Annotated in this window: 15 protein-coding genes; 7 read left to right on the top strand and 8 right to left on the bottom strand. The window is 62.3% G+C overall.

All coding sequences use genetic code 11. The features are described from left to right. Both kduI and BMX92_RS19390 read right to left on the bottom strand, forming a co-directional pair. A partial coding sequence (gene kduI / locus BMX92_RS19385) for a 5-dehydro-4-deoxy-D-glucuronate isomerase (RefSeq protein ID WP_093019575.1) occupies positions 1 to 779 on the bottom strand: 779 nt, incomplete at its 3' end. A gap of 57 nt (positions 780 to 836) precedes the next feature. Beyond that, positions 837 to 1,889: a LacI family DNA-binding transcriptional regulator gene (locus BMX92_RS19390; protein ID WP_093019577.1), complete on the bottom strand. Its 1,053-nt coding sequence runs from the start codon at positions 1,887 to 1,889 to the stop codon at positions 837 to 839. Between the two features lie 105 nt (positions 1,890 to 1,994). On the opposite strand from BMX92_RS19390, the gene BMX92_RS19395 reads away from it, so the two are divergent. The 3 genes from BMX92_RS19395 to BMX92_RS19405 are packed head-to-tail and all read left to right on the top strand — an operon-like array spanning position 1,995 to position 5,608. Next, on the top strand, positions 1,995 to 2,795 hold the full coding sequence (locus BMX92_RS19395) for a 2-keto-4-pentenoate hydratase (protein ID WP_093019579.1): 801 nt from the start codon (positions 1,995 to 1,997) through the stop codon (positions 2,793 to 2,795). Between the two features lie 30 nt (positions 2,796 to 2,825). Then, on the top strand, positions 2,826 to 4,112 hold the full coding sequence (locus tag BMX92_RS19400) for an MFS transporter (RefSeq protein ID WP_093019581.1): 1,287 nt from the start codon (positions 2,826 to 2,828) through the stop codon (positions 4,110 to 4,112). A gap of 5 nt (positions 4,113 to 4,117) precedes the next feature. Next, positions 4,118 to 5,608 (top strand): UxaA family hydrolase, encoded by a 1,491-nt coding sequence (locus BMX92_RS19405; RefSeq protein ID WP_093019681.1) that lies wholly within the window; start codon positions 4,118 to 4,120, stop codon positions 5,606 to 5,608. Between the two features lie 13 nt (positions 5,609 to 5,621). On the opposite strand, the gene BMX92_RS19410 is transcribed toward BMX92_RS19405, so the two are convergent. From BMX92_RS19410 to BMX92_RS19435, 6 genes are all read right to left on the bottom strand, one after another. Next, on the bottom strand, positions 5,622 to 6,938 hold the full coding sequence (locus BMX92_RS19410; RefSeq protein ID WP_093019583.1) for a sensor histidine kinase: 1,317 nt from the start codon (positions 6,936 to 6,938) through the stop codon (positions 5,622 to 5,624). A gap of 59 nt (positions 6,939 to 6,997) precedes the next feature. Then, complete coding sequence (locus tag BMX92_RS19415; protein WP_093019585.1) at positions 6,998 to 7,684, bottom strand: winged helix-turn-helix domain-containing protein; 687 nt, start codon at positions 7,682 to 7,684, stop codon at positions 6,998 to 7,000. Continuing rightward, positions 7,681 to 10,302: a bifunctional lysylphosphatidylglycerol flippase/synthetase MprF gene (mprF, locus tag BMX92_RS19420; RefSeq protein WP_093019587.1), complete on the bottom strand. Its 2,622-nt coding sequence runs from the start codon at positions 10,300 to 10,302 to the stop codon at positions 7,681 to 7,683. Before mprF ends, BMX92_RS19415 begins: the two co-directional genes overlap by 4 nt. Continuing rightward, a complete protein-coding gene (locus tag BMX92_RS19425) occupies positions 10,299 to 11,021 on the bottom strand; it encodes an AcvB/VirJ family lysyl-phosphatidylglycerol hydrolase (protein WP_177185154.1) in 723 nt (240 codons plus the stop codon). The genes mprF and BMX92_RS19425 overlap by 4 nt, the downstream gene beginning before the upstream one ends. Then, positions 11,018 to 14,395, bottom strand: coding sequence for a glycosyltransferase (locus tag BMX92_RS19430; protein ID WP_093019683.1), 3,378 nt, complete (start codon positions 14,393 to 14,395; stop codon positions 11,018 to 11,020). Before BMX92_RS19430 ends, BMX92_RS19425 begins: the two co-directional genes overlap by 4 nt. 400 nt (positions 14,396 to 14,795) lie before the next feature. After that, positions 14,796 to 15,422 (bottom strand): TetR/AcrR family transcriptional regulator, encoded by a 627-nt coding sequence (locus BMX92_RS19435; RefSeq protein WP_093019591.1) that lies wholly within the window; start codon positions 15,420 to 15,422, stop codon positions 14,796 to 14,798. A gap of 103 nt (positions 15,423 to 15,525) precedes the next feature. Between BMX92_RS19435 and BMX92_RS19440 the strand changes: the two genes are divergently transcribed. The 4 genes from BMX92_RS19440 to BMX92_RS19455 are packed head-to-tail and all read left to right on the top strand — an operon-like array spanning position 15,526 to position 19,335. Further along, positions 15,526 to 16,290, top strand: a complete 765-nt coding sequence (locus BMX92_RS19440; RefSeq protein ID WP_093019593.1) for an SDR family NAD(P)-dependent oxidoreductase — start codon at positions 15,526 to 15,528, stop codon at positions 16,288 to 16,290. Beyond that, positions 16,287 to 17,483 carry an acyl-CoA dehydrogenase family protein gene (locus BMX92_RS19445; protein WP_093019595.1) on the top strand — a complete coding sequence of 399 codons (1,197 nt, stop codon included), beginning with the start codon at positions 16,287 to 16,289 and terminating at the stop codon, positions 17,481 to 17,483. The genes BMX92_RS19440 and BMX92_RS19445 overlap by 4 nt, the downstream gene beginning before the upstream one ends. Further along, entirely contained in the window at positions 17,480 to 18,547 is a 1,068-nt protein-coding gene (locus tag BMX92_RS19450; RefSeq protein ID WP_093019597.1) for a phosphotransferase, read from the top strand. The genes BMX92_RS19445 and BMX92_RS19450 overlap by 4 nt, the downstream gene beginning before the upstream one ends. Next, a complete protein-coding gene (locus tag BMX92_RS19455; RefSeq protein ID WP_093019599.1) occupies positions 18,538 to 19,335 on the top strand; it encodes an enoyl-CoA hydratase/isomerase family protein in 798 nt (265 codons plus the stop codon). The genes BMX92_RS19450 and BMX92_RS19455 overlap by 10 nt, the downstream gene beginning before the upstream one ends.

A 19,335-nucleotide genomic window follows, 5' to 3' on the forward strand; every position in this document is an offset into this window, starting at 1 on the left:
ATCGCCCAGATGAAGGCATAGGCCTTGGTGCCCGATCCCATATGCACCGACCAGGGCGGCGAGATCACCGCTTCCTCATTGGCCATGACGATATGCCGCATCGCCTCGCCCTCGCCCATATAGTGGAAGACGCGGTCGGCCGGGCCATCCAGCTCGAAATAGAAATAAATCTCGCTGCGCCGCTCATGGATATGCGGGGGCATGGTGTTCCAGACCGAACCGGGCTTCAGCACCGTCAGGCCCATCACCAGCTGCGCGCTGTCGCAGATGCCCGGGATCACCATCTGATAGATGGTCCGCTCGTTCGATTCCTCCAGGCTGCCCCGCTCCAGCGCGGTCGCATCGGCGACCGAGATCAGCCGGGTCGCGAACCCCTTATGTGCCGGGCAGGAGGCCAGATAGAAGCGCGCACCAGCGCCAGCGAAGATCACCTCCTTCGCGCCCATCGTTACATAGAGGCAATCCTTGTTGCCCAGCGTGAAGACCTCGCCATCGACCGTAACGGTGCCTTCCACGCCCGATACATTGACGACCGCCAGCTCGCGCCGCTCCAGAAAGGGATGGCCTGCGGCAGACGCGGGCTCGGTCTGCGCGGGCAGCGCCACCGGCGCATCGACCACCACTACGCCGCCGATCACGAACCGCTCGGCATGGGTATAGTTCAGCACGCACTCCCCGTCGCGGAACAGGCCCCCGATCAGATAGCGATCCCGCAACTCCTTGTTCGACACGCACTCCATCATGTCGGGATGCGTCGCATAATAGGTCTTCTCGAACATCAGCTATCCTCTCCCTCCTATGTCCACACGGACACCGGTGTCATAAGCATCCGTCTATCAGCTTGCGGAAGGTGGCGCAACCGATCCGCGACGGATCAGCGTCGAGCTGAACATGGAAGGTTCGTTGACATCCTCGTCTTCCCCGATTGCCGTGCCGATCAATTTGAGCGCAGCGGCCCGTCCCATCGCCACGATCGGCCAGCGCACGGTCGTCAGCGGCGGCCAGACCCTGGTGGTGACCGGCGTGTCGTCAAAGCCAATGATCGACAATTCGTCCGGCACGGATATGCCGCGCAAGCGTGCAGCATAGAGAACCCCGGCCGCCATTTCGTCATTGCTTGCAAAGATCGCCGTCGGTCGCGGGGACAGGTCGAGCAGGCTTTCCGAGGCGGAAAGACCGGATTCGAACGTATATTCTCCCTGGGCGATCAGGCTGCGCGGCAAGCCGATCTCCGCTTCCGCCAACGCCAGTTCGAACCCTTCACGCCGCTCCTGCGCAGACCGAAAACCATGCGGCCCGGCAACCAGGCCGATCCGTCGATGCCCCTGACTGATCAGGTAGCGAACGGCATCTGCCACCGCCTCCCTGTCGTTCGAAACCACCATATGCTCCGGATCATCCAGCACGGCAGAGCCCATGCGAACATAGCGGCACCCCTGTTCGTCAAGCATTCGCGCCAGGGCATCATTTTCGGACAATGGCGGCAGGATGACAACGCCGAACAAGCGCTGTCGGGTCACAAATCCCTGAATATCCTCCATCACCTGCCGGGAGCCGCGATCGACCGGGCGAATCACCAACTCGAACTCGGTGCCGTGCAGCGCCTCCAAAATGCCCTTCTGCATGCTCAGGATCATCTGCACATTGGGATTGTCGTAGACGAGGCCGATCAGGAAGTTGCGGCCCAGCGCCAGCGCGCGCGCCTGCGGATTGGGAACATAGCCGGTTTCCCGGATGATCGCCTCGACCTTGTCGCGGGTTTCGCGGTTCAGAAGTGGCGATCTATTAATCACCCGACTGACCGTCTTCTTGGACACCCCGGCCATACGGGCGATGTCGTTTATCGTCAGTTTGGGCGCCTGCCCCTCATCCTGCTTCTGCTTTGCCATGGCGCCTTATAGCGTAGAATTGACCGGACGCCAGAATGACCCGCTTGCCAATGACACCGGTTTCCATTACTCAGCCGATCAATAGCGAAGGCAAAGGACAGGCGAGTGAACGCTAGCAATGATGCAGAGAGGATTGCGGCCTTTTTCCTGGACGCACGACGGACCACGGTCGGCTTTACAGACTATCCCGGCCCGGTGCCGACCACGCTAGAGGAAGGTTACGCCATTCAGGCAGAAGCCCTTGCGCATAGCAATGATCCGGTAGCGGGCTGGAAGGTCGGGCGGATACTGCCTCCCTTATCGGATCAGTTCGGCTGCGATCGACTCGCGGGTCCTATCTTCGCCCCAACCGTCGTCGCAGCGGACGCGGATGCCGTCGGCCTGACTTTCTCCCAGGGCTTCGGCGCTGCCGAAGCCGAATTTCTGTTCCGCATCGGCACGCCACCCCCCGCCGGGAAAAAGGAATTTACGCTGGAGGAAGCCGCCTCTCATATCGACGCCGTCCATATCGGCATCGAGATCGCCAGTTCGCCATTTCAGGGGATAAACGGCATGGGGCCTGCCGTCACCATTTCCGATTTCGGTAACAATAATGGATTGCTCGTCGGTCCGGCAGTTCCAGATTGGCGTGATGGCACCTATGCGCTGCAATCCGTTTCGACCCGCATCGACGAGGTGGAGGTTGGGACAGGAACAGCATCGGCTTTCCCGGACGGCGCGATCGGATCGGTCCGCTTTCTTCTGGAAAATCTCGCCAAACGCGGAATCATCATACAAATGGGCTGGTGGATTTCCACCGGGGCGGTTACCGGTGTGCATCCGGTTCAGCCCGGACAAACGGTGGAAACGGATTTTGGCCCCCTGGGCATCCTTTCCTGCCGCATCGCAGCGCAAGAGCCGCGCTAAGACGGCCAGCGGAAAGAGGACAGGAGCAGGATGAAAAAGGATATGGACATCGCAGCCCCGCCCCCCGGCCGCTATCGGTGGGTCGTGGTTGGCTTGCTGTTCGCGGCAACGGCGATCAACTATGTCGACCGCCAGATGATCGGCGTGCTCAAGCCCACCTTGTCGGCGGAGATGCACTGGTCCGAAACCGATTATGCCAATATCGTCTTCTGGTTCCAGGCCGCCTATGCGGTCGGTTATCTGGGCTTTGGCCGGATCGTCGACCTGATCGGAGCGCGCTTTGGCTATGCCATCGCCGTGGTCATCTGGACGATCGCGCATATCGCCCATGGCGGCGTCCATGGCGTCACCCAGTTCGCCATGGCCCGCTTTGGCCTGGGCGTGGGCGAATCCGGCAATTTCCCTGCTGGCATCAAAGCGGTAACCGAATGGTTCCCGCAGAAGGAACGCGCCTTCGCCATCGGCCTGTTCAACGCCGGCGCCAATATCGGCGCTATCGTCACGCCGCTTCTCGTCCCCTGGCTGACCCTGGCTTATGGCTGGCGCGTCGCTTTCTATGCCACCGGCATCTTCGGCATAGTCTGGCTGATCGCCTGGCTCATCTTCTACCGCCGCCCCGAAGATCATCCCAAACTCACCGCCGGTGAACTGGCCTATATCCGTCAGGACCCGGCCGATCCGGTCAAGCCGATCGGCTGGGCGCGGATCATCACCGTCAGGGAAACCTGGGCCTATGCGATCGGGAAATTCTGCATCGATCCGATCTGGTGGTTCTTCCTCTTCTGGTTGCCTGGCTATCTGGGCACGCGATACGGCCTCGACCTTGTCAGCTTCGGCCCTCCCCTTGTCGCCATCTATATCCTGTCGGACGCTGGCAGCGTGGTCGGCGGATGGATGTCGGGGCGCATGATGAAGGCAGGCAAGAGCGTCAACGCCGCACGCAAGCTGACCATGCTGCTCTGCGCCTGCGCCGTACTGCCCATATTCTTTGCCCAGTCGATCGACAATCTGTGGCTGGCCGTGCTGGTGATCGGTATCGCCACCGCCGCGCATCAGGCCTTCTCCGCCAATCTCTACACCTTGCCATCCGATCTTTTCCCTCGTGGCGCCGTCGGCTCGGTCGTCGGGATCGGCGGCACATTGGGTGCAGTCGGGGGCATGGTGATGGCGAAATATGCGGGCTATATCCTCGATAGCATCGGCAGCTACACGCCCCTGTTCGCCGTCGCGGGCAGTGCTTATTTCGTTGCCCTTGCCATGGTCCATATCCTGTCCCCGCGCCTTGAGCGTGTGACCGTCGCCGAACCGGATAGATGAACGCCATGTCCGAAACCCCTGCCATCCTGCTGGTCCATCCAGACGACAGCGTCGTCATCGCCATGGCGCCCATCCCCGCCGGCACGCAATTGATGGTTGGCGAGGAAACGCTCCTCGTTACGCAGGATATCCCGCAGGGACACAAGATCGCACGATATGCCGTTAGGACGGGCGATCCGGTGCTGCGCTACGGCTTTCCTTTTGGTGTCGCCACGACGACGATCCAACCGGGTGACCATGTCCATAGTCACAATGTCCACACGGCGTTGAGCACCGGCAATGCCTATCGGTACAGCATGCCGGACAAGGCATCAGAAGACCGGGGGCAGGAAAGGCATTTCCAGGGCTATGTGCGCCCAGACGGCTCTGTCGGCACCCGGAATGAAATCTGGATCATCCCGACCGTCGGCTGTGTCGGCCGCACGGCTGAGCGACTTGCGGCACAGGCCAGCCGCACTTTGCCGCCGGGGATAGATGGCATTCACGCCTTCCCCCACCCCTTTGGCTGCTCCCAATTGAGCGACGACCTTGAGGGGACAACCGGCATATTGGCGGCGCTGGCGCAGCATCCCAATGCCGGCGGCGTGCTGTTGCTGGGGCTGGGCTGTGAATCGAACCAGATGGCTCTGATGCTGGAACATATCCCGCCCGAGCGACGCGCGCGCATCCGCATGCTGGGCGCGCAGGCATCAGTGGACGAAATGGAGGAGGGGCTTGCTGCCATTACCGAACTCGCGGCAATCGCCGGACAGGACCGGCGCCAACCGGCGCCGCTTTCTGCGCTAAGACTAGGAGTCAAATGCGGTGGCTCCGACGGGCTCTCGGGGTTGACGGCCAATCCGCTGATCGGGCGCATGGCTGACGCGATAGGCAAGGCCGGCGGCCGCGTGCTGCTCACCGAAATCCCCGAAATTTTCGGCGCCGAACAGATATTGATGGACCGTTGCGTCGATGAACAGACGTTCGACGCGCTGGTCGATCTGGTGTGCGGGTTCAAAGACTATTTCGTCGCCCATGGCGAGCCGGTGTCCGAAAATCCCAGCCCCGGCAACATTCGCGGCGGCATCACCACATTGGAGGAAAAGTCGCTCGGTGCCGTGCAGAAAGCTGGACATGTGCCCGTTACCGACGTCCTGCCTTATGCTGGTCGCGCAAGCCGGGCCGGGCTGACCGTGCTGGAGGGGCCGGGCAATGACGCGGTGTCGACCACCGCTCTGGCGGCGGCTGGCGCCACTGTCACGCTCTTTTCCACCGGGCGTGGCACGCCGCTCGGCAGCCCGATTCCGACCGTCAAGATCGCCTCCAACAGCGCATTGGCGACGGCCAAGCCAGGCTGGATCGATTTCGACGCAGGAACTGTCCTGAACAAGGGCATGGACGCCGCAGCGGAAGACCTGCTGGATACCGTCATCGCGATCGCATCTGGCAAAGCCGCCCGCAACGAGATCAATGAAGAACGATCCATCGCCATCTGGAAACGCGGTGTGACACTGTAAATCGCACCGCTCTTCAGTCCCTCGCAGTCCCTTCAGCCGGGACCGTGATCGTTACACGCAGCCCCGGCTCCGCATCGCTCAGGACGAGATCGCCGCCGTGCAGACGTGCAACCGCGGCCGCCAGCGACAGCCCCAGCCCCGCGCCGGTAATATGCCGTGACGCATCCAGCCGGGCGAAACGCCGAAGTGCCTCGACCCGGCGCTCCTCGGCAATACCGGGGCCATTGTCGGACACCTCGATGACGATCTGCCCATCCTGTCGATAGGCAGAGAGATGGATGCGATCCCCACCATATTTCAGCGCATTGTCGATCAGATTGGACAGAACCTGCCCGAATATCTCGCGATGAGATCGAATGCTCAGGGCCGGTTCCGCCTCGACCGATATGATGATGTTCCTGTCGTCAGCGACAGCGCCATACATGTCCTGAAAATCATAAAGCAGCGCGGCGACATCGACCGGTGCAAAGCTGTCGCGCCCGATCCCGGCCTCAGCCCGGCTGATCAGCAGCGCCGCATCCAGCATGCGAAGCAAGATATCCCCTTCATCCAGCGCGCGCTCCAGCGCTCCGATCGCACCATCATCCTTGCTTTGCGCCAACGCTCGTTCCAGCACCGCCCGCAATCGGGTCAGCGGTGATCGCAAATCATGGGCCAGCCCATCCGTCACCAACCGCAATTCACCCACAAGTCCGGTAATCCGGTCCAGCATGGCATTGATTTCGCTACCCAATGCATCGAACATATCGCCGCTGTCGGTCAGCGCGATGCGGCGCTCCATCGCCCCCGTACCCACTGCGGCCGCTGTATCTATGACCGCACGCAACCGCCGCTGGATGATCGCGGCTGACACCCATGCTGCCCCCGCAGCCAGCGGCAAGGCCAGCAATATAGCCCCCAATAATGCCGCCTCCAGATAATGGTCGAAGCGGATGTCCCGTTCGATCACATGGCCTGTCAGCAGTCTGGTACCGTCAGGGAACCGCGTGCCCACAATGCCGATCGCCTGCGCCTTGCCTGCGCGGCCATCAGGATGGAATGTCACCGGTCGCCAAGCCCCTGCGGTCCCGACATCGGCAGGCCAACGGTCCAGATTGCCGGCAATGCGATGGCCGTCGGGCGCCAGCAGCAAGATCACCGCACTGCCACTCGGATCGGCAGCAATCCGGTTTCGTACGGTCGCCCCGGCCGCCGCCAGTCCAGCCGCTGCATAGGTCGCTGCGATATCATCGCGCAAACCGATCGCTATCTCCCGACTGGCATGATCGACCGCTCGCCCCGTGAATTGATGCACCGCCCACAGGGCCAGCAGAACGCACGCGATCTGCATTAGAAAAACGAGCGCTGCAAAGCGCCAGATCACAGAATGGCGCCAACGCATCGGCAGCGTCAGCCCTTCTCGCTCAACCGATATCCCGCCCCGCGCACGGTGTGGATCAGCGGCATGTCGCCTTCCTCATCGATCTTGCGCCGCAGACGGCTGATATGAACGTCGATGACATTAGTGCCGGGATCAAAATGATAATCCCACACGCCTTCCAGCAGCATGGTGCGGGTAACGACTTCATCCCGATGACGCAGCAGATAGTCTAGCAGCCGGAATTCCCGCGGCTGGAGATCGATGGCGCGCGCCCCGCGCCTGACCTTGCGTGACAGCAGGTCCATTTCCAGATCGCCGCACGCCAGCCGCGTTTCGACCGCCTGCGCACTGGCACGGCGTCGCAAGACGATCCGCAACCGTGCGAGCAATTCGGCAAAGGCAAAGGGCTTGGCGAGATAATCGTCCGATCCTCCCGTCAGCCCCTTCACCCGCTCGTCTGCCGTGGCCAATGCGGATAGAATGATCACAGGCGTCTCGATCCCGGCAGCCCGCAGAGCAGCCAACACCGCCAACCCATCCATGCCCGGCAGCATCCGGTCCAATATAATGGCGTCGTGGCTCCCCTCTGTCGCCAGAAACAGCCCGTCACGGCCATTGTCGGCACGGTCGACAATGAAGCCTTCTTCCTCCAGTCCCTTGGCAATATAATCGGCGGTCGTGGCGTCATCCTCGACCAGCAGCAATTTCTCACTCATGACGCCCCTTGCCCTCCATCTTCATGCCGCGCGGCGGCAACCTGCTGCATTCTGGCAGCAGCGCTTGTCTTTCCACCGCCGATCAACCGCTGCAAGTCGACCATCGCCCGCGCCATCGACACACCCTGTGGCCCGGCGATGAAGCGCGGTTCCCAGTGCGGCGCGAATTTCGACTTATAGGCCCGAAGCCCGCCAAAGCCATAGAAGCTGTCGCCATGACGATAGAGAAAGGCACCCGCCTTCGCCCATAGCGGCGAGAGCCGACGTGCCTCCAATCCCGACAATGGCGCCAGTCCCAATGTAAACCAGCGATAACCCTGCTCCTGCCCCCAGAGCAGGAGGCAGGAAAACATGAAATCCATGACCCCATAGGGAGCATCCGCATCATGGCGCATCAGATCTACGGACAATTCATTCCCGTTCGCGGTCGACAGGATGTTGGCAAAGGCCACGATGCGCTCGCCGCGTCGAACGATGGCACAATCGAACTGCCTCATATAGGCTGCATCAAAGCGGCCCACGCTGAAGCTCTTTTCGGTGCTACCCTTGCTGGCAAGCCAATGATCGGAAATCGTCTGCAATTGCGGCAACAAGTCCGGCACGGCGGCGGCTGGAACGATCTCGAACAGCGCGCCATCACGCTCCGCACGCCGGGCAGCATGACGCAGCGGTCGGGCATCCGGCCCGGCCATTGTGAACTGGCGCAAATCTATACGGGCCTCTTCGCCATATTTGACGATCGACAAGCCTAGCTCAACGGCCAGCGGCAAGGCGTCAAGACTCACCTGATAGAGAAGCAAGCGCCCCTGCGCCGCATCGGCCTGCTCTCGCATCTGCCACAATAGATCGCGCCATTCCGCCGGATCGCCGACCGGATCGCCCATGACTATCCAGCTATGCCCCTGAGTCTGATACATCAGAAAGGCCCGCCCCGTCGGCGAAATCAGGAACAGCTTGTCGGCAGTCAAGGACAAGAAAGCATCAGTGCGCTGGGCAAGGGCCAGCGCCGTCCCGCTCGGCCCCGGACAAGCCCCCCGTGTCGCTAGGTTGAAAGGGGCAGGGCGCAGCAGACTGCGAACCGCGACGCCAACTACCAATATGCCCGTCAGCAACGCCGCCCGCAGAAATCGCGATGCATCCTGATGGCGTCCAAATTGCCACCATAGCTCGCTCTGATAATCGACATGGCGGTAGGCGATAAAACCGATCCAGATCGACAGGCCTACCGCCACAGCAAGAGCGGCTGTCCAATAGGGCGTCAGGATCGCCGACGTCAGACTGGTCCGGCGATAGAAGGAACGCCGACACCATTGCAGCAGTCCCGCGATAACCAGAAGGACCAGCGCCTCCTCATAGTCCAGCCCCTTGGCAAGAGAGAAGAGAGCGCCGGCGATCAGCAACAATCGCGTCAGCCAGAAAGCACCGTCAAGTCGACGATAAAGGCCGGATGCCAACAGCACCAGCATCGCCCCCGTCATGCTAGCGGCCAGATGCGATGCCTCGACGAAGGGCATCGGCGCGATTTCGCTCAACGCCCTGAACCGCACTGGCATGGCGGGCAGAGACCCCGACACCAGCAACATCATCCCTCCGGCCGCGACCAGCGTCGCCAGCACCGTGGGGGCCATGCCCCGCACTATTATCATACCCCCCTTTATCAGGCGTCGCGCGGGACGAGCCCAGGCGCGGCCTTCATGACCCGCCATCAGCAGCAGGGCGATAGCGAGGGGAAGCAGATAATAGATGCATCGATAAACGATCAACGCGGCGATGAGGCCTGGCCGATCGACGTTCGGTAAAGCCGCCAGTACGATAGCTTCGAATACCCCAAGCCCACCCGGCACATGACTGATCAGCGCCAGGATGATCCCAATCACATAAGCCAGAAAGAAGGTAGGATAGAGCGCCAATCCGGCATCGGGGACCAGAACAAACAGCGCCGCGCTGGCCAGAGCCAGATCGACACAGGCAATGCCGATCTGAACGATCGCCTGACGACGGGACGGCAGCCGCAACGCCCAGCCCAGCAGTCGGACCGCCACCGGGCGATCGCGCAGCAGGAAGAATATGATCGCGATGCCTGCAAGCATTACCCCGCCGATCGTGCGCTGAATCGCCGAGTCAAGCGGAAGCCCGCCGAGCGTTACCGGATGGAGCGCCATTACCAAGGCACCCATCGAAAAGACACCACCCCAGAATGCCAGGCTGGCTGACGCGATAACCCGCGCGACATCCCCCGGTCCCAGTCCTGCCGCGCCATAGATCCGCAAGCGCGCCGAACCGCCTGTAATCAGGCCAAGGCCCAGATTGTGGCTGAACGTGTAACTGCAAAAGGAAGCGAGCGCGGCCGTCCTCCACCGGACCGGGTGCTCCCCAATCTGCACAGCGAGATGATCATATAAGGTCAGCGCAAGATAGCTGCATATCGTAAACAGCAAGGAGGTGGCGATGGTGATCGGCGCCATGGCGTAGACAGCGATGCGCACATCAGCCAGATGAACCTGCCCAAATAGATGATGCAAGGCGGCAAGACCAAGGGCCGTGACCGCCAATAGCGCCAGGATTGCAAGGCGGGGCTTATACGCCCGCCCAAAAGAGGGCTGGGCTAGTGCCGTCATGCGCGCCGGGCGCGGGAAGCAAGAGCCTGATCGACGGCCGGCAACAGCACGGCTGCAACCGCGTCAGGATCATGCGCCAGAGCATGACCGCCGGGCAGGCCCATGCGCACCGCGTTGGGCTGACGCAACGATGGGCAAAGGCTGGCCCCTTCTGCCACCCCATAGATGCAGAGCAGCGGCACCCAGCTCAATCGGCGCGCGGCAGTCACGGAATCTTCTTCCGGTTCTCCGATCGAAAAAATCTCGGACGGAGAAGCCCGCCATTGCCGAGTGGCGCCAGGCACAATCAGGCCAATGAAGGCTATGCGCCTTCGCAGCGCAACCGGTACATAAGGCAAGGAAGGCGCGATGACGTCAGCACCGAAGGACTGCCCCAGCAAAAGTAACTGAGCATCCGGATCAATCGCCAACGCACGGCGAAGCCCTGCCGTGATCATCGCGCCAGCCTCTTCCGGCGTTCGGCGCGTGCGGAAGAAATGCAGGCTGTTCTCTGCCACCACCGCGATACCTCGCTGAGTCAGTCGCTCGGCCATGTCCGGCCCCAGTCCGGCGTGGAACCCCATGTCGCCGGACAAATAAAGCGCAACTGCGCGCCTATGCTGCTGCGTGGATTTTGCAGGCAGTACGTCAAACAACGCACCGCCAACATAGCCGACGTGCCACAAAAAAAGCAGCCCCACGGCCAGCAGGATCGACAGGACGCGGACCGCTATCCTCACGCCGCCTGGCTCCATCCATCAGATCCGCCGGTCGAAGCCTCTGCCGATTGAACGCGGCCGCTACGCTCCAGTTTGCCCCAGCCGACCCACGGCCCCAATATCGCGGTAAAGACGGCACGGATCACCACGCCATACATGATCTGGCGATAGATGAAGCGCTGCGCGATCAGCAATAGAGCGGGATAGCGCCGTTCGCGCGGTTCAAGGCGATAGGCCACGGCACCGCAGGCAACATCGATGGCGGCGAAGGCAAGCCAATAGAGCGCCATGCGCAAAACATCGCTCTGTGTCTGCGACCATCCATGTTGCTGTACACGTACGACCGTATCGATGCCGCTCACGATCAGGGCCAGGTCGATGATCGGCGAGACCACTGCAAATCCGATCTGGAACAGCCATGCCTGCGGCAGGCCAACCCAGGCCAGTCCGGCAGGCCGCCCAGCGCGCCAGACGCCTCGGTGCTTCCACAGGCATTGCAACGTGCCATAAGCCCAGCGGAAACGCTGTTTTGACAGGGCACGGAAGCTTTCCGGCGCCTCGGTCCAGGCCACCGCTTCGGTGTCATAGGCGATACGCCACCCGGCCCGCTGCACAGCGATTGTCAGGTCCTGATCTTCGGCCAATGTGTCCGTCGGGTAGCCGCCCACCGCATCCAGTGCTTCCCGACGCCAGGCGCCCACCGCGCCTGGCACGACCGTAATCGCACCAAAGCGAGCCAGCGCGCGACGCTCCAGATTCTGCGCGGTCACATACTCGACCGCCTGCCAGCGAGTAACGAGATTGATGCGATTACCCACCATCGCATTGCCAGCAACGGCTCCAACCTCCGCATCGGCGAACCAGCGCGCCAGTCGCGCGATCGTCAGCGGCTCGAATTGGGTATCCGCGTCGAGCGCTACGATCATCGGCGCCTTTGCCAATGTCAGCGCCCGATTGAGCGCCACAGCTTTTCCACCGTTGACCAATGTCAGCAACCGCACGCGCGGGTCTGCGGAGAAAGCATGCGCGACGATCTCGCTTGTCGCATCTGTCGATCCGTCATCCACCACGATCACCTCGATCGCGACCTCCTCGCTTGCCAGCACACGCCGCACGGACGCTTCGATCACCTTCGCCTCGTTGAAAGCGGGAATGATGACCGACACGAACAGACCCGGTTCTATTGCCGGCGGATCGACACGGTTCCGGCGCGTCCGGCTACCCAGAGCCAACCAGGCAAGTAGAAGCGCCCGACCGATCCCGAACAGGATGACGGCGAAGAACAGCCATTTGAGGACCATCACGATGCCGGCCATGATCAGGAAGATGGCGACGTCGATCCGGACAGCAGTCAGGTCGGCTCCATGTATCTGCGGCATCACCTGATCGCGCGTCAGACCAGCAAGCGTCGAAACAGTTACAAAATGATAACCACGGGCCGACAAGGCTTTGATGATCTGCGGCAGGGCGGCCACGGTTTCTGCCCGGTCGCCGCCGCTGTCATGCAGCAGAATGACTTGCGCCGAGCGATCCGCGTCTCCGGCCTCCACCTGTTGCACGGTCCGTTTGACGATGGCGTCGACGCCGGGGCGTGTCCAGTCACCGGGATCGACATGCAGCCCGACATTCACATAGCCTCTCTTCTGCGCTTCCAGAGCAGGCCCGATTTCATCGGCAGTGGTCGGCTCCGCATCCCCGAAATAGGGGGCCCGGAACAAGCGCATGGCACGACCCGTATAGGCCTCCACCAGACGCTGCGTGCTATTCAGTTCCAGCGAAACCCCGCGCCCTGAAACCTGCGCCATATTGGGGTGCGTATAGCTATGGTTGCCAATCTCGCTGCCCTGGGCAACGATCCGACGCAGCAGGCCGGGATGCATCATGGCATTTTCGCCGATAACGAAGAATGTCGCCGGGACATGCGCGGCCTTCAATATGTCCAGGATCGGCGGCGTCCATACCGCATCCGGACCGTCGTCAAAGGTCAACGCGACCATGTGCGGCCGATAGCCTGTCCGACGGATGACATAGGGGGTCGGCAGACTGAGATACTGTTCGTCCACGATCAGACCGGCACGCGGCCCCGTACCCGTTCGGACAATGCGGCGGCCGATCGTCGGCACGTCATCCACGCGCAATATCTCGCCATTGCCTTCAACATCGACGGAATTGAAGCTGGTCAACCGCCCCAGGGCCGGAGGGGGCATATCGCTATGATCAGCAAGCGTTGTCCAAAAGCCGGGATCTTCCGATCCCAGTCGCCACAAAGCGACACCGCCTGCGCCAGACAAATGCGCTGCCCGGACCTGATTCCAGCCGCTCGCCGCGTCCAGCATCCACACATGATGAACATGCCCATCCTGTTCATAGTCGAAACGGGCGTTGCCGGTGACTGCATCGAAGCGGATCGGCGCGCCAGCATCATGTGCTGATAACCATGCATCCTCGATGGAAAGGGCATCTGCCGTACCGCCACCCTCGGTCCAGTCATAAGCGTAGTTGCCGACGGCGACGATAGTTTTGGCGGACGGCACGACGCGCAGCGCAGCGCGCAATCTCTGTACGAACCAGGGCTGCGCTGCGATCGGGCCGGGCTTGTCGCCGATATAATGCTGGTCATAATCCATCAGGATCAGATGGTCCGCCACGCGCCCATAGGCGGCGAGGTTCCAGTCCGCGTCATCCACCGGGACCGTCAGCGTCAATTGCAGATGGCGAGCATGCAACACCGGCGCAGCTTGGCGGAGGAAGCCGAGATAATCGCGTTGCGCGCCGACAGGTAGTGCCTCCAGATCGAAGATAACCCCTGACGCATGCAAGGTCTTGAGAGCCGGGATGAGTTGGCTAAGCAACGCATTGCGGGCCGCATGGTCGTGCAGCAATGCAGCCGTTCCCTTGCTGTCCCAGTTCCCATCGGAAACATTCTGCACCACCGGCATGACCTGTGGCCGACGGCGCGCGGTTCGCATGACGGTGGAAAAGATCGGGTCCGACTGGATATGCAGAACATGCTTTTGTCCGGTGACAGAGAGTAGCGCAGGCGCAACCCAGTCGATCTGTTTGACATGCTGCCGCAGCGATGCACGGCTGGCATCGTCCCATGGCACATAGAAAGCCACTCGCACCGGATGCGCGGGTAACGCATTGCTATGGCGGGGCAGCCACTCTGCCAATTGGTGATGCAGGGAGGCGCGCAGATGATCGAAACGCTGCCCGATACCCTCGACCCGAGGCCGCTCCATCTGTAATGGCATCGGCGCAGGTACAGGCACGTCGACGATCGTCAGGGCAAAGGCAATGGCAGCGACCAGGATCGCTATCAGACCCACACCCATCATCGGCAGCGTCAAACGCCGGCGCCGTCCGCTGGCATCGTAGAATATCGGCCTGTCCATCATCCCGCCCGACGACATGGAAAGGCGGTACGACAGGGGAGACGTACCGCCTTTCACTCAAGTGGCCATGTGATATGGCCGCCTTCCTGATAAGCCGCCCTGCCCATCACGCCGATGAGCGTCGGATTACAATTTTGTCACCTTGCGGGTGAAAGGTCGATATGAAGCGCTTCCGACGGAGTGCGAGGATCAGGCCTGATCTTGTTACATAAACCGTAAGGCGGCGTAGGCCCATTCCGATCAACCGGAAACTGGCTATAAAGTGACAAAAGAACAGCAAAATGCGTCTGATATTGTCGCCTTATGTCGCTTTTGAATGTTCGCGAGGCAGCGCGTTACGCGCGAATATCTCCACGCCGCCAAAGCGCCGGCAATTCATGCAGGACATTCGTAAGCGGCCTCACGCGTCAGGCGAGTTTCTCGGGTCCAGTCCGCCCATCAGCACCCTCACCATCGCTTTAGATATCTGCGACGGCGTCAGTTCGCCCTCGGGATCATACCAGCGCCCCGGCCAGTTGAGCGCGCCAGCGAGCGTGAACGCTGTCATCTTGACGTCGATCGGGCCGATCGATCCATCCTCCACCGCTTCGGTCAAGATCTGGCGCATGGCGACGTCGATCTTCTTCTTGAGCGCACGATAGCGCGGCAGGCTGTCGCGCGACAACGCCTCTTCGCCGGTGCGCGACACGCAGATGCCGAAATCATCCATGTTGATTTCAACATAGCGGTGCAGGAATTTGACCAGCCTGTCGCGGCCGCTGCCCGGCTCCGCCCGCGCTTCATCAGCGGCCTCCAGCAATTGCTCCAGCCCGATGGTGATGCATTCCAGCAGCACCTGATCCTTGTTCGCCAGATAATGATAGATGGTGCGTTTCGATATGCCGAGGCTGGCGGCCACATCGTCCAGCGATGTCGCGAAAAACCCGCGTTCGTTGAACATCCGCACGGCCGCACGCAGCACGGCGTCGCGCTTGGCCGCCCGGTCCGCTTCCCGCTGCGCCGCATTTCTGAAGGGTGAATTCTGCATGGGCAGAGCATTGACAGGAAACCCACAGAAGCACAATACACTCGTGAGTGCATATTGATCGAACAAGTTTCTTGATTCGACCGGAGCGAGAAGAGGATTGCCGATGGACATCAACGGAGTGGGCGCGATCGTGACCGGCGGGGCTTCCGGGCTGGGCGGCGCGACGGCAGCGCGGCTGGCCAAGGCTGGCGCCAAGGTGACGATCTTCGACCTGAACGCGGAACTGGGCGAGGCCCATGCCAAAGCGGTCGGCGCGCGCTTCGTGCAGGTCAACGTGACCGATGAAGCGGCGATAGAGCAGGCGATCGAAGAGGCGGAAGCGCTGAACGGCAAGGCCCGCATATTGGCCAACTGCGCCGGCATCGGCCCGCCGGCCAAGGTCATCGGCCGCGACGGCAAGGCGATCCCGCTGGCCGACTTCTCGAAGATATTGACCGTCAACCTAGTCGGCAGCTTCAACGTCCTGTCCAAATTCGCCGCGCGCCTCATCGATGCGGACACGGTGGGGGTCGAGGAACGGGGCGTCATCATCAACACGGCCAGCGTCGCCGCCTATGACGGGCAGATCGGTCAGGCGGCCTATAGCGCGTCCAAGGGCGGGATCGTCGGCATGACCCTGCCCATCGCGCGCGAATTTGCGCGCTATGGCATCCGCGTCATGACGATCGCGCCGGGCATTTTCCTCACGCCTTTGCTCGCCACATTGCCGCAGGAGGCGCAGGATTCGCTGGGCAAGCAGGTGCCCTTCCCCACGCGCCTCGGCCAGCCGGACGAATTTGCGCTGATGGTCGAGCAGATCGTCGCCAACCCGATGCTGAACGGCGAAGTCATCCGGCTGGACGGCGCGATCCGGATGGCGCCGCGATGAGCGGCGCCCAAAATGGGGCAGGTGCAGAGCGGACGGCGGCCATCGCCGCGAAGGTGGAAGCCTTCGTCCGCGATATCGTCGCCCCCTATGAGCAGGATCCGCGCAGGGACCATCATGACTGCCCCAGCGAAGAGCTGATCGACGAATTGAAGGAGAAGGCGCGCGCGGCCGGCGTGCTGACGCCCCATATATTGAGCGACGGCAGCCACCTCAACCAGCGGGAAACCGCGATCGTGCTGGCAAAGACCGGCTTGTCGCCGCTCGGTCCGCTGGCCTGCAACACCGCCGCGCCCGACGAGGGCAATATGTATTTGCTGGGCAAGGTCGGCAGCGCGGAGATCAAGGAGCGCTTCCTGAAACCGCTGGTGGAGGGGCGCACCCGTTCGGCCTTCTTCATGACAGAGCCTGCGGCCGAGGGCGGCGCCGGGTCCGACCCATCGATGATGCGGACGACCTGCGTGCAGGACGGCAATCATTGGGTCATCAACGGGCGAAAGGCGTTCATTACCGGGGCGCAGGGGGCCGGGATCGGCATCGTCATGGCGAAGTCCGCGGACGGCGCCTGCATGTTCCTGGTCGACCTGCCCGACCCGGCGATCCGCATAGACCATATTCCCAACACGATCGACAGTTCGATGCCCGGCGGTCATGCCGTGCTGACCATCGACAATCTGCGCGTGCCGGCCGACCAGATGCTGGGCCACTCAGGCGAAGGCTTCCAATATGCGCAGGTGCGGCTCAGCCCGGCGCGGCTGTCACACTGCATGCGCTGGCTGGGTGCCTGCGTCCGGGCCAACGAGATTGCGACCGATTATGCCAATCGCCGCATGGGCTTTGGCAAGACGCTGATCGATCATGAAGGCGTCGGCTTCATGCTGGCGGACAATCTGATCGACCTGAAGCAGGCCGAACTGATGATCGACTGGTGCGCGGGCGTGCTGGATGGCGGATCGCTCGGCACAGCGGAAAGCTCCATGGCGAAGGTTGCCGTCTCCGAAGCGCTGATGCGGGTCGCCGACCGATGCGTGCAGGTGATGGGCGGCACGGGCCTGACCAGCGACACGATCGTGGAACAGGTGTTCCGCGAAATCCGCGCCTTCCGCATTTATGACGGCCCGACCGAGGTGCATAAATGGAGCCTGGCCAAGAAGATCAAGCGCGACTGGAAAAAGGCGCAGGAGACGGCGGCATGAGCGCGCTGGGTGACGATGCCAATGCCGGCACCACGGCGGTGCGCGATGCCTATCGCTTCGACGAGGCGGCGCTGGCGCGGTGGATGGCGGATCATGTCGAGGGCTATCGGGGGCCGCTGACCGTCGAGCAGTTCAAGGGCGGACAGTCCAATCCGACTTATAAGCTGGTGACGCCGGGTCGCAGCTATGTGCTGCGCCGCAAGCCGCCGGGCGACACGCTGAAAGGCGCGCATGCGGTCGATCGTGAGGCGCGGGTGCTGAGCGCACTGGGCAGTGTCGGCTTTCCGGTGGCGCGGGTCTTTGGCCTCTGCACCGACGAAAGCGTCATCGGCAGCTGGTTTTATGTGATGGACATGGTCGAGGGGCGCATCTTCTGGGACGCGACCTTCCCGACCGTCTCCAACGCAGAACGGCCGGCCTATTTCGACGCGATGAATGCGGCGATCGCTGGGCTGCATGGCATCGATTATGCGGCGATCGGACTGGAAGATTATGGCAAGCCGGGCAATTATTTCGCGCGGCAGATCGGTCGCTGGTCCCGGCAATATCTGGAGGATCAGGATGCCGGGCGCGATCCGGACATGGATGCGCTGATCGCCTGGCTGCCGGACAATATTCCGGCGGGTGAGGAAAGCAGCATCGTCCATGGCGATTTCCGCTGCGACAATATGATCTTCCACCCGACGGAGCCGCGCGTGCTGGCGGTGCTGGACTGGGAATTGTCGACGTTGGGCCATCCGCTGGCCGATTTCGCCTATCATGCGATGATGTACCAGATGCCGCCGGATATCGTGGCCGGGCTGGGCGGCGTGGATATCGCCGCGCTGAATATTCCGAGCGAGGCGGACTATGTCGCGGCCTATTGCGCGCGGACCGGGCGGAGCGGCATCGTCAATTGGGATTTCTACATCGCCTTCAACTATTTCCGGCTGGCGGCGATCTTCCACGGCATCAAGGGACGCGTGATCCGGGGCACGGCAGCGTCCGCCCATGCGCGCGAACGGGCCAAGGCCCTGCCCCGCCTGTCCGCGCTGGCGCGCCAATCGATGGAGAAATGCGCATGAGCGATACGCCTGTCACCGTCGCGATCGACTGCTCCATCGCCACACTGACGCTGAACCGCCCCGCCGCTGGTAATACCGTCAATCAGGCACTGGCCGATGCGCTGCTGGATGCGGCGATCCTGTGCGACAATGATCCGGCCATTCGCTGCGTCATATTGACCGGCAATGGCAAGCTTTTCTGCGGCGGCGGCAACATATCCGCCTTCGACGCGGCGGGCGATCAGGTGCCGGCTTTTCTCAGCCGGCTGGCCGGTACGCTGCATATGGCGGTGAGCCGCCTGCTGCGGATGCAGAAACCTCTGCTGGTTGCGGTAAACGGCCCGGCGGCGGGCGCGGGCCTGAGCCTCGCCATATCCGGCGATGTCGTGATCGCGGCGCAATCGGCGCATTTCATCGCGGCCTATGGCAGCGTCGGCTTGACGCCCGATGGTGGCATGTCCTGGCTGTTGCCGCGCCATGTGGGCTTGCGCCGCGCGCAGGAGATCATCCTGACCAACCGCAAGGTCACAGCCGACGAAGCCGCCGCGATCGGCATGGTGACGCGCACCGTAGCCGACGATGATTTCGCTGCGGAGGTGGCGAAGACCGCGCGGATGCTGGCCGATGGTCCGACCGGCGCGATCGCGGGCGCGCGGGCGCTGTTGCTGGAAAGCGCCAGCAGCCCGCTCGAAGCGCAGCTGGAGCGCGAGACGCGCAGCATCGCTGCGGCAGGCGGCAGCGGCGAGTGTCGCGAGGGCGTCGCCGCCTTCCTTGGCCGCCGCAAGCCAGACTTTTCAGGAGACGCATGA

Origin of the sequence: Sphingobium sp. YR768, assembly GCF_900111125.1 — a bacterium.
GTDB lineage: Bacteria > Pseudomonadota > Alphaproteobacteria > Sphingomonadales > Sphingomonadaceae > Sphingobium.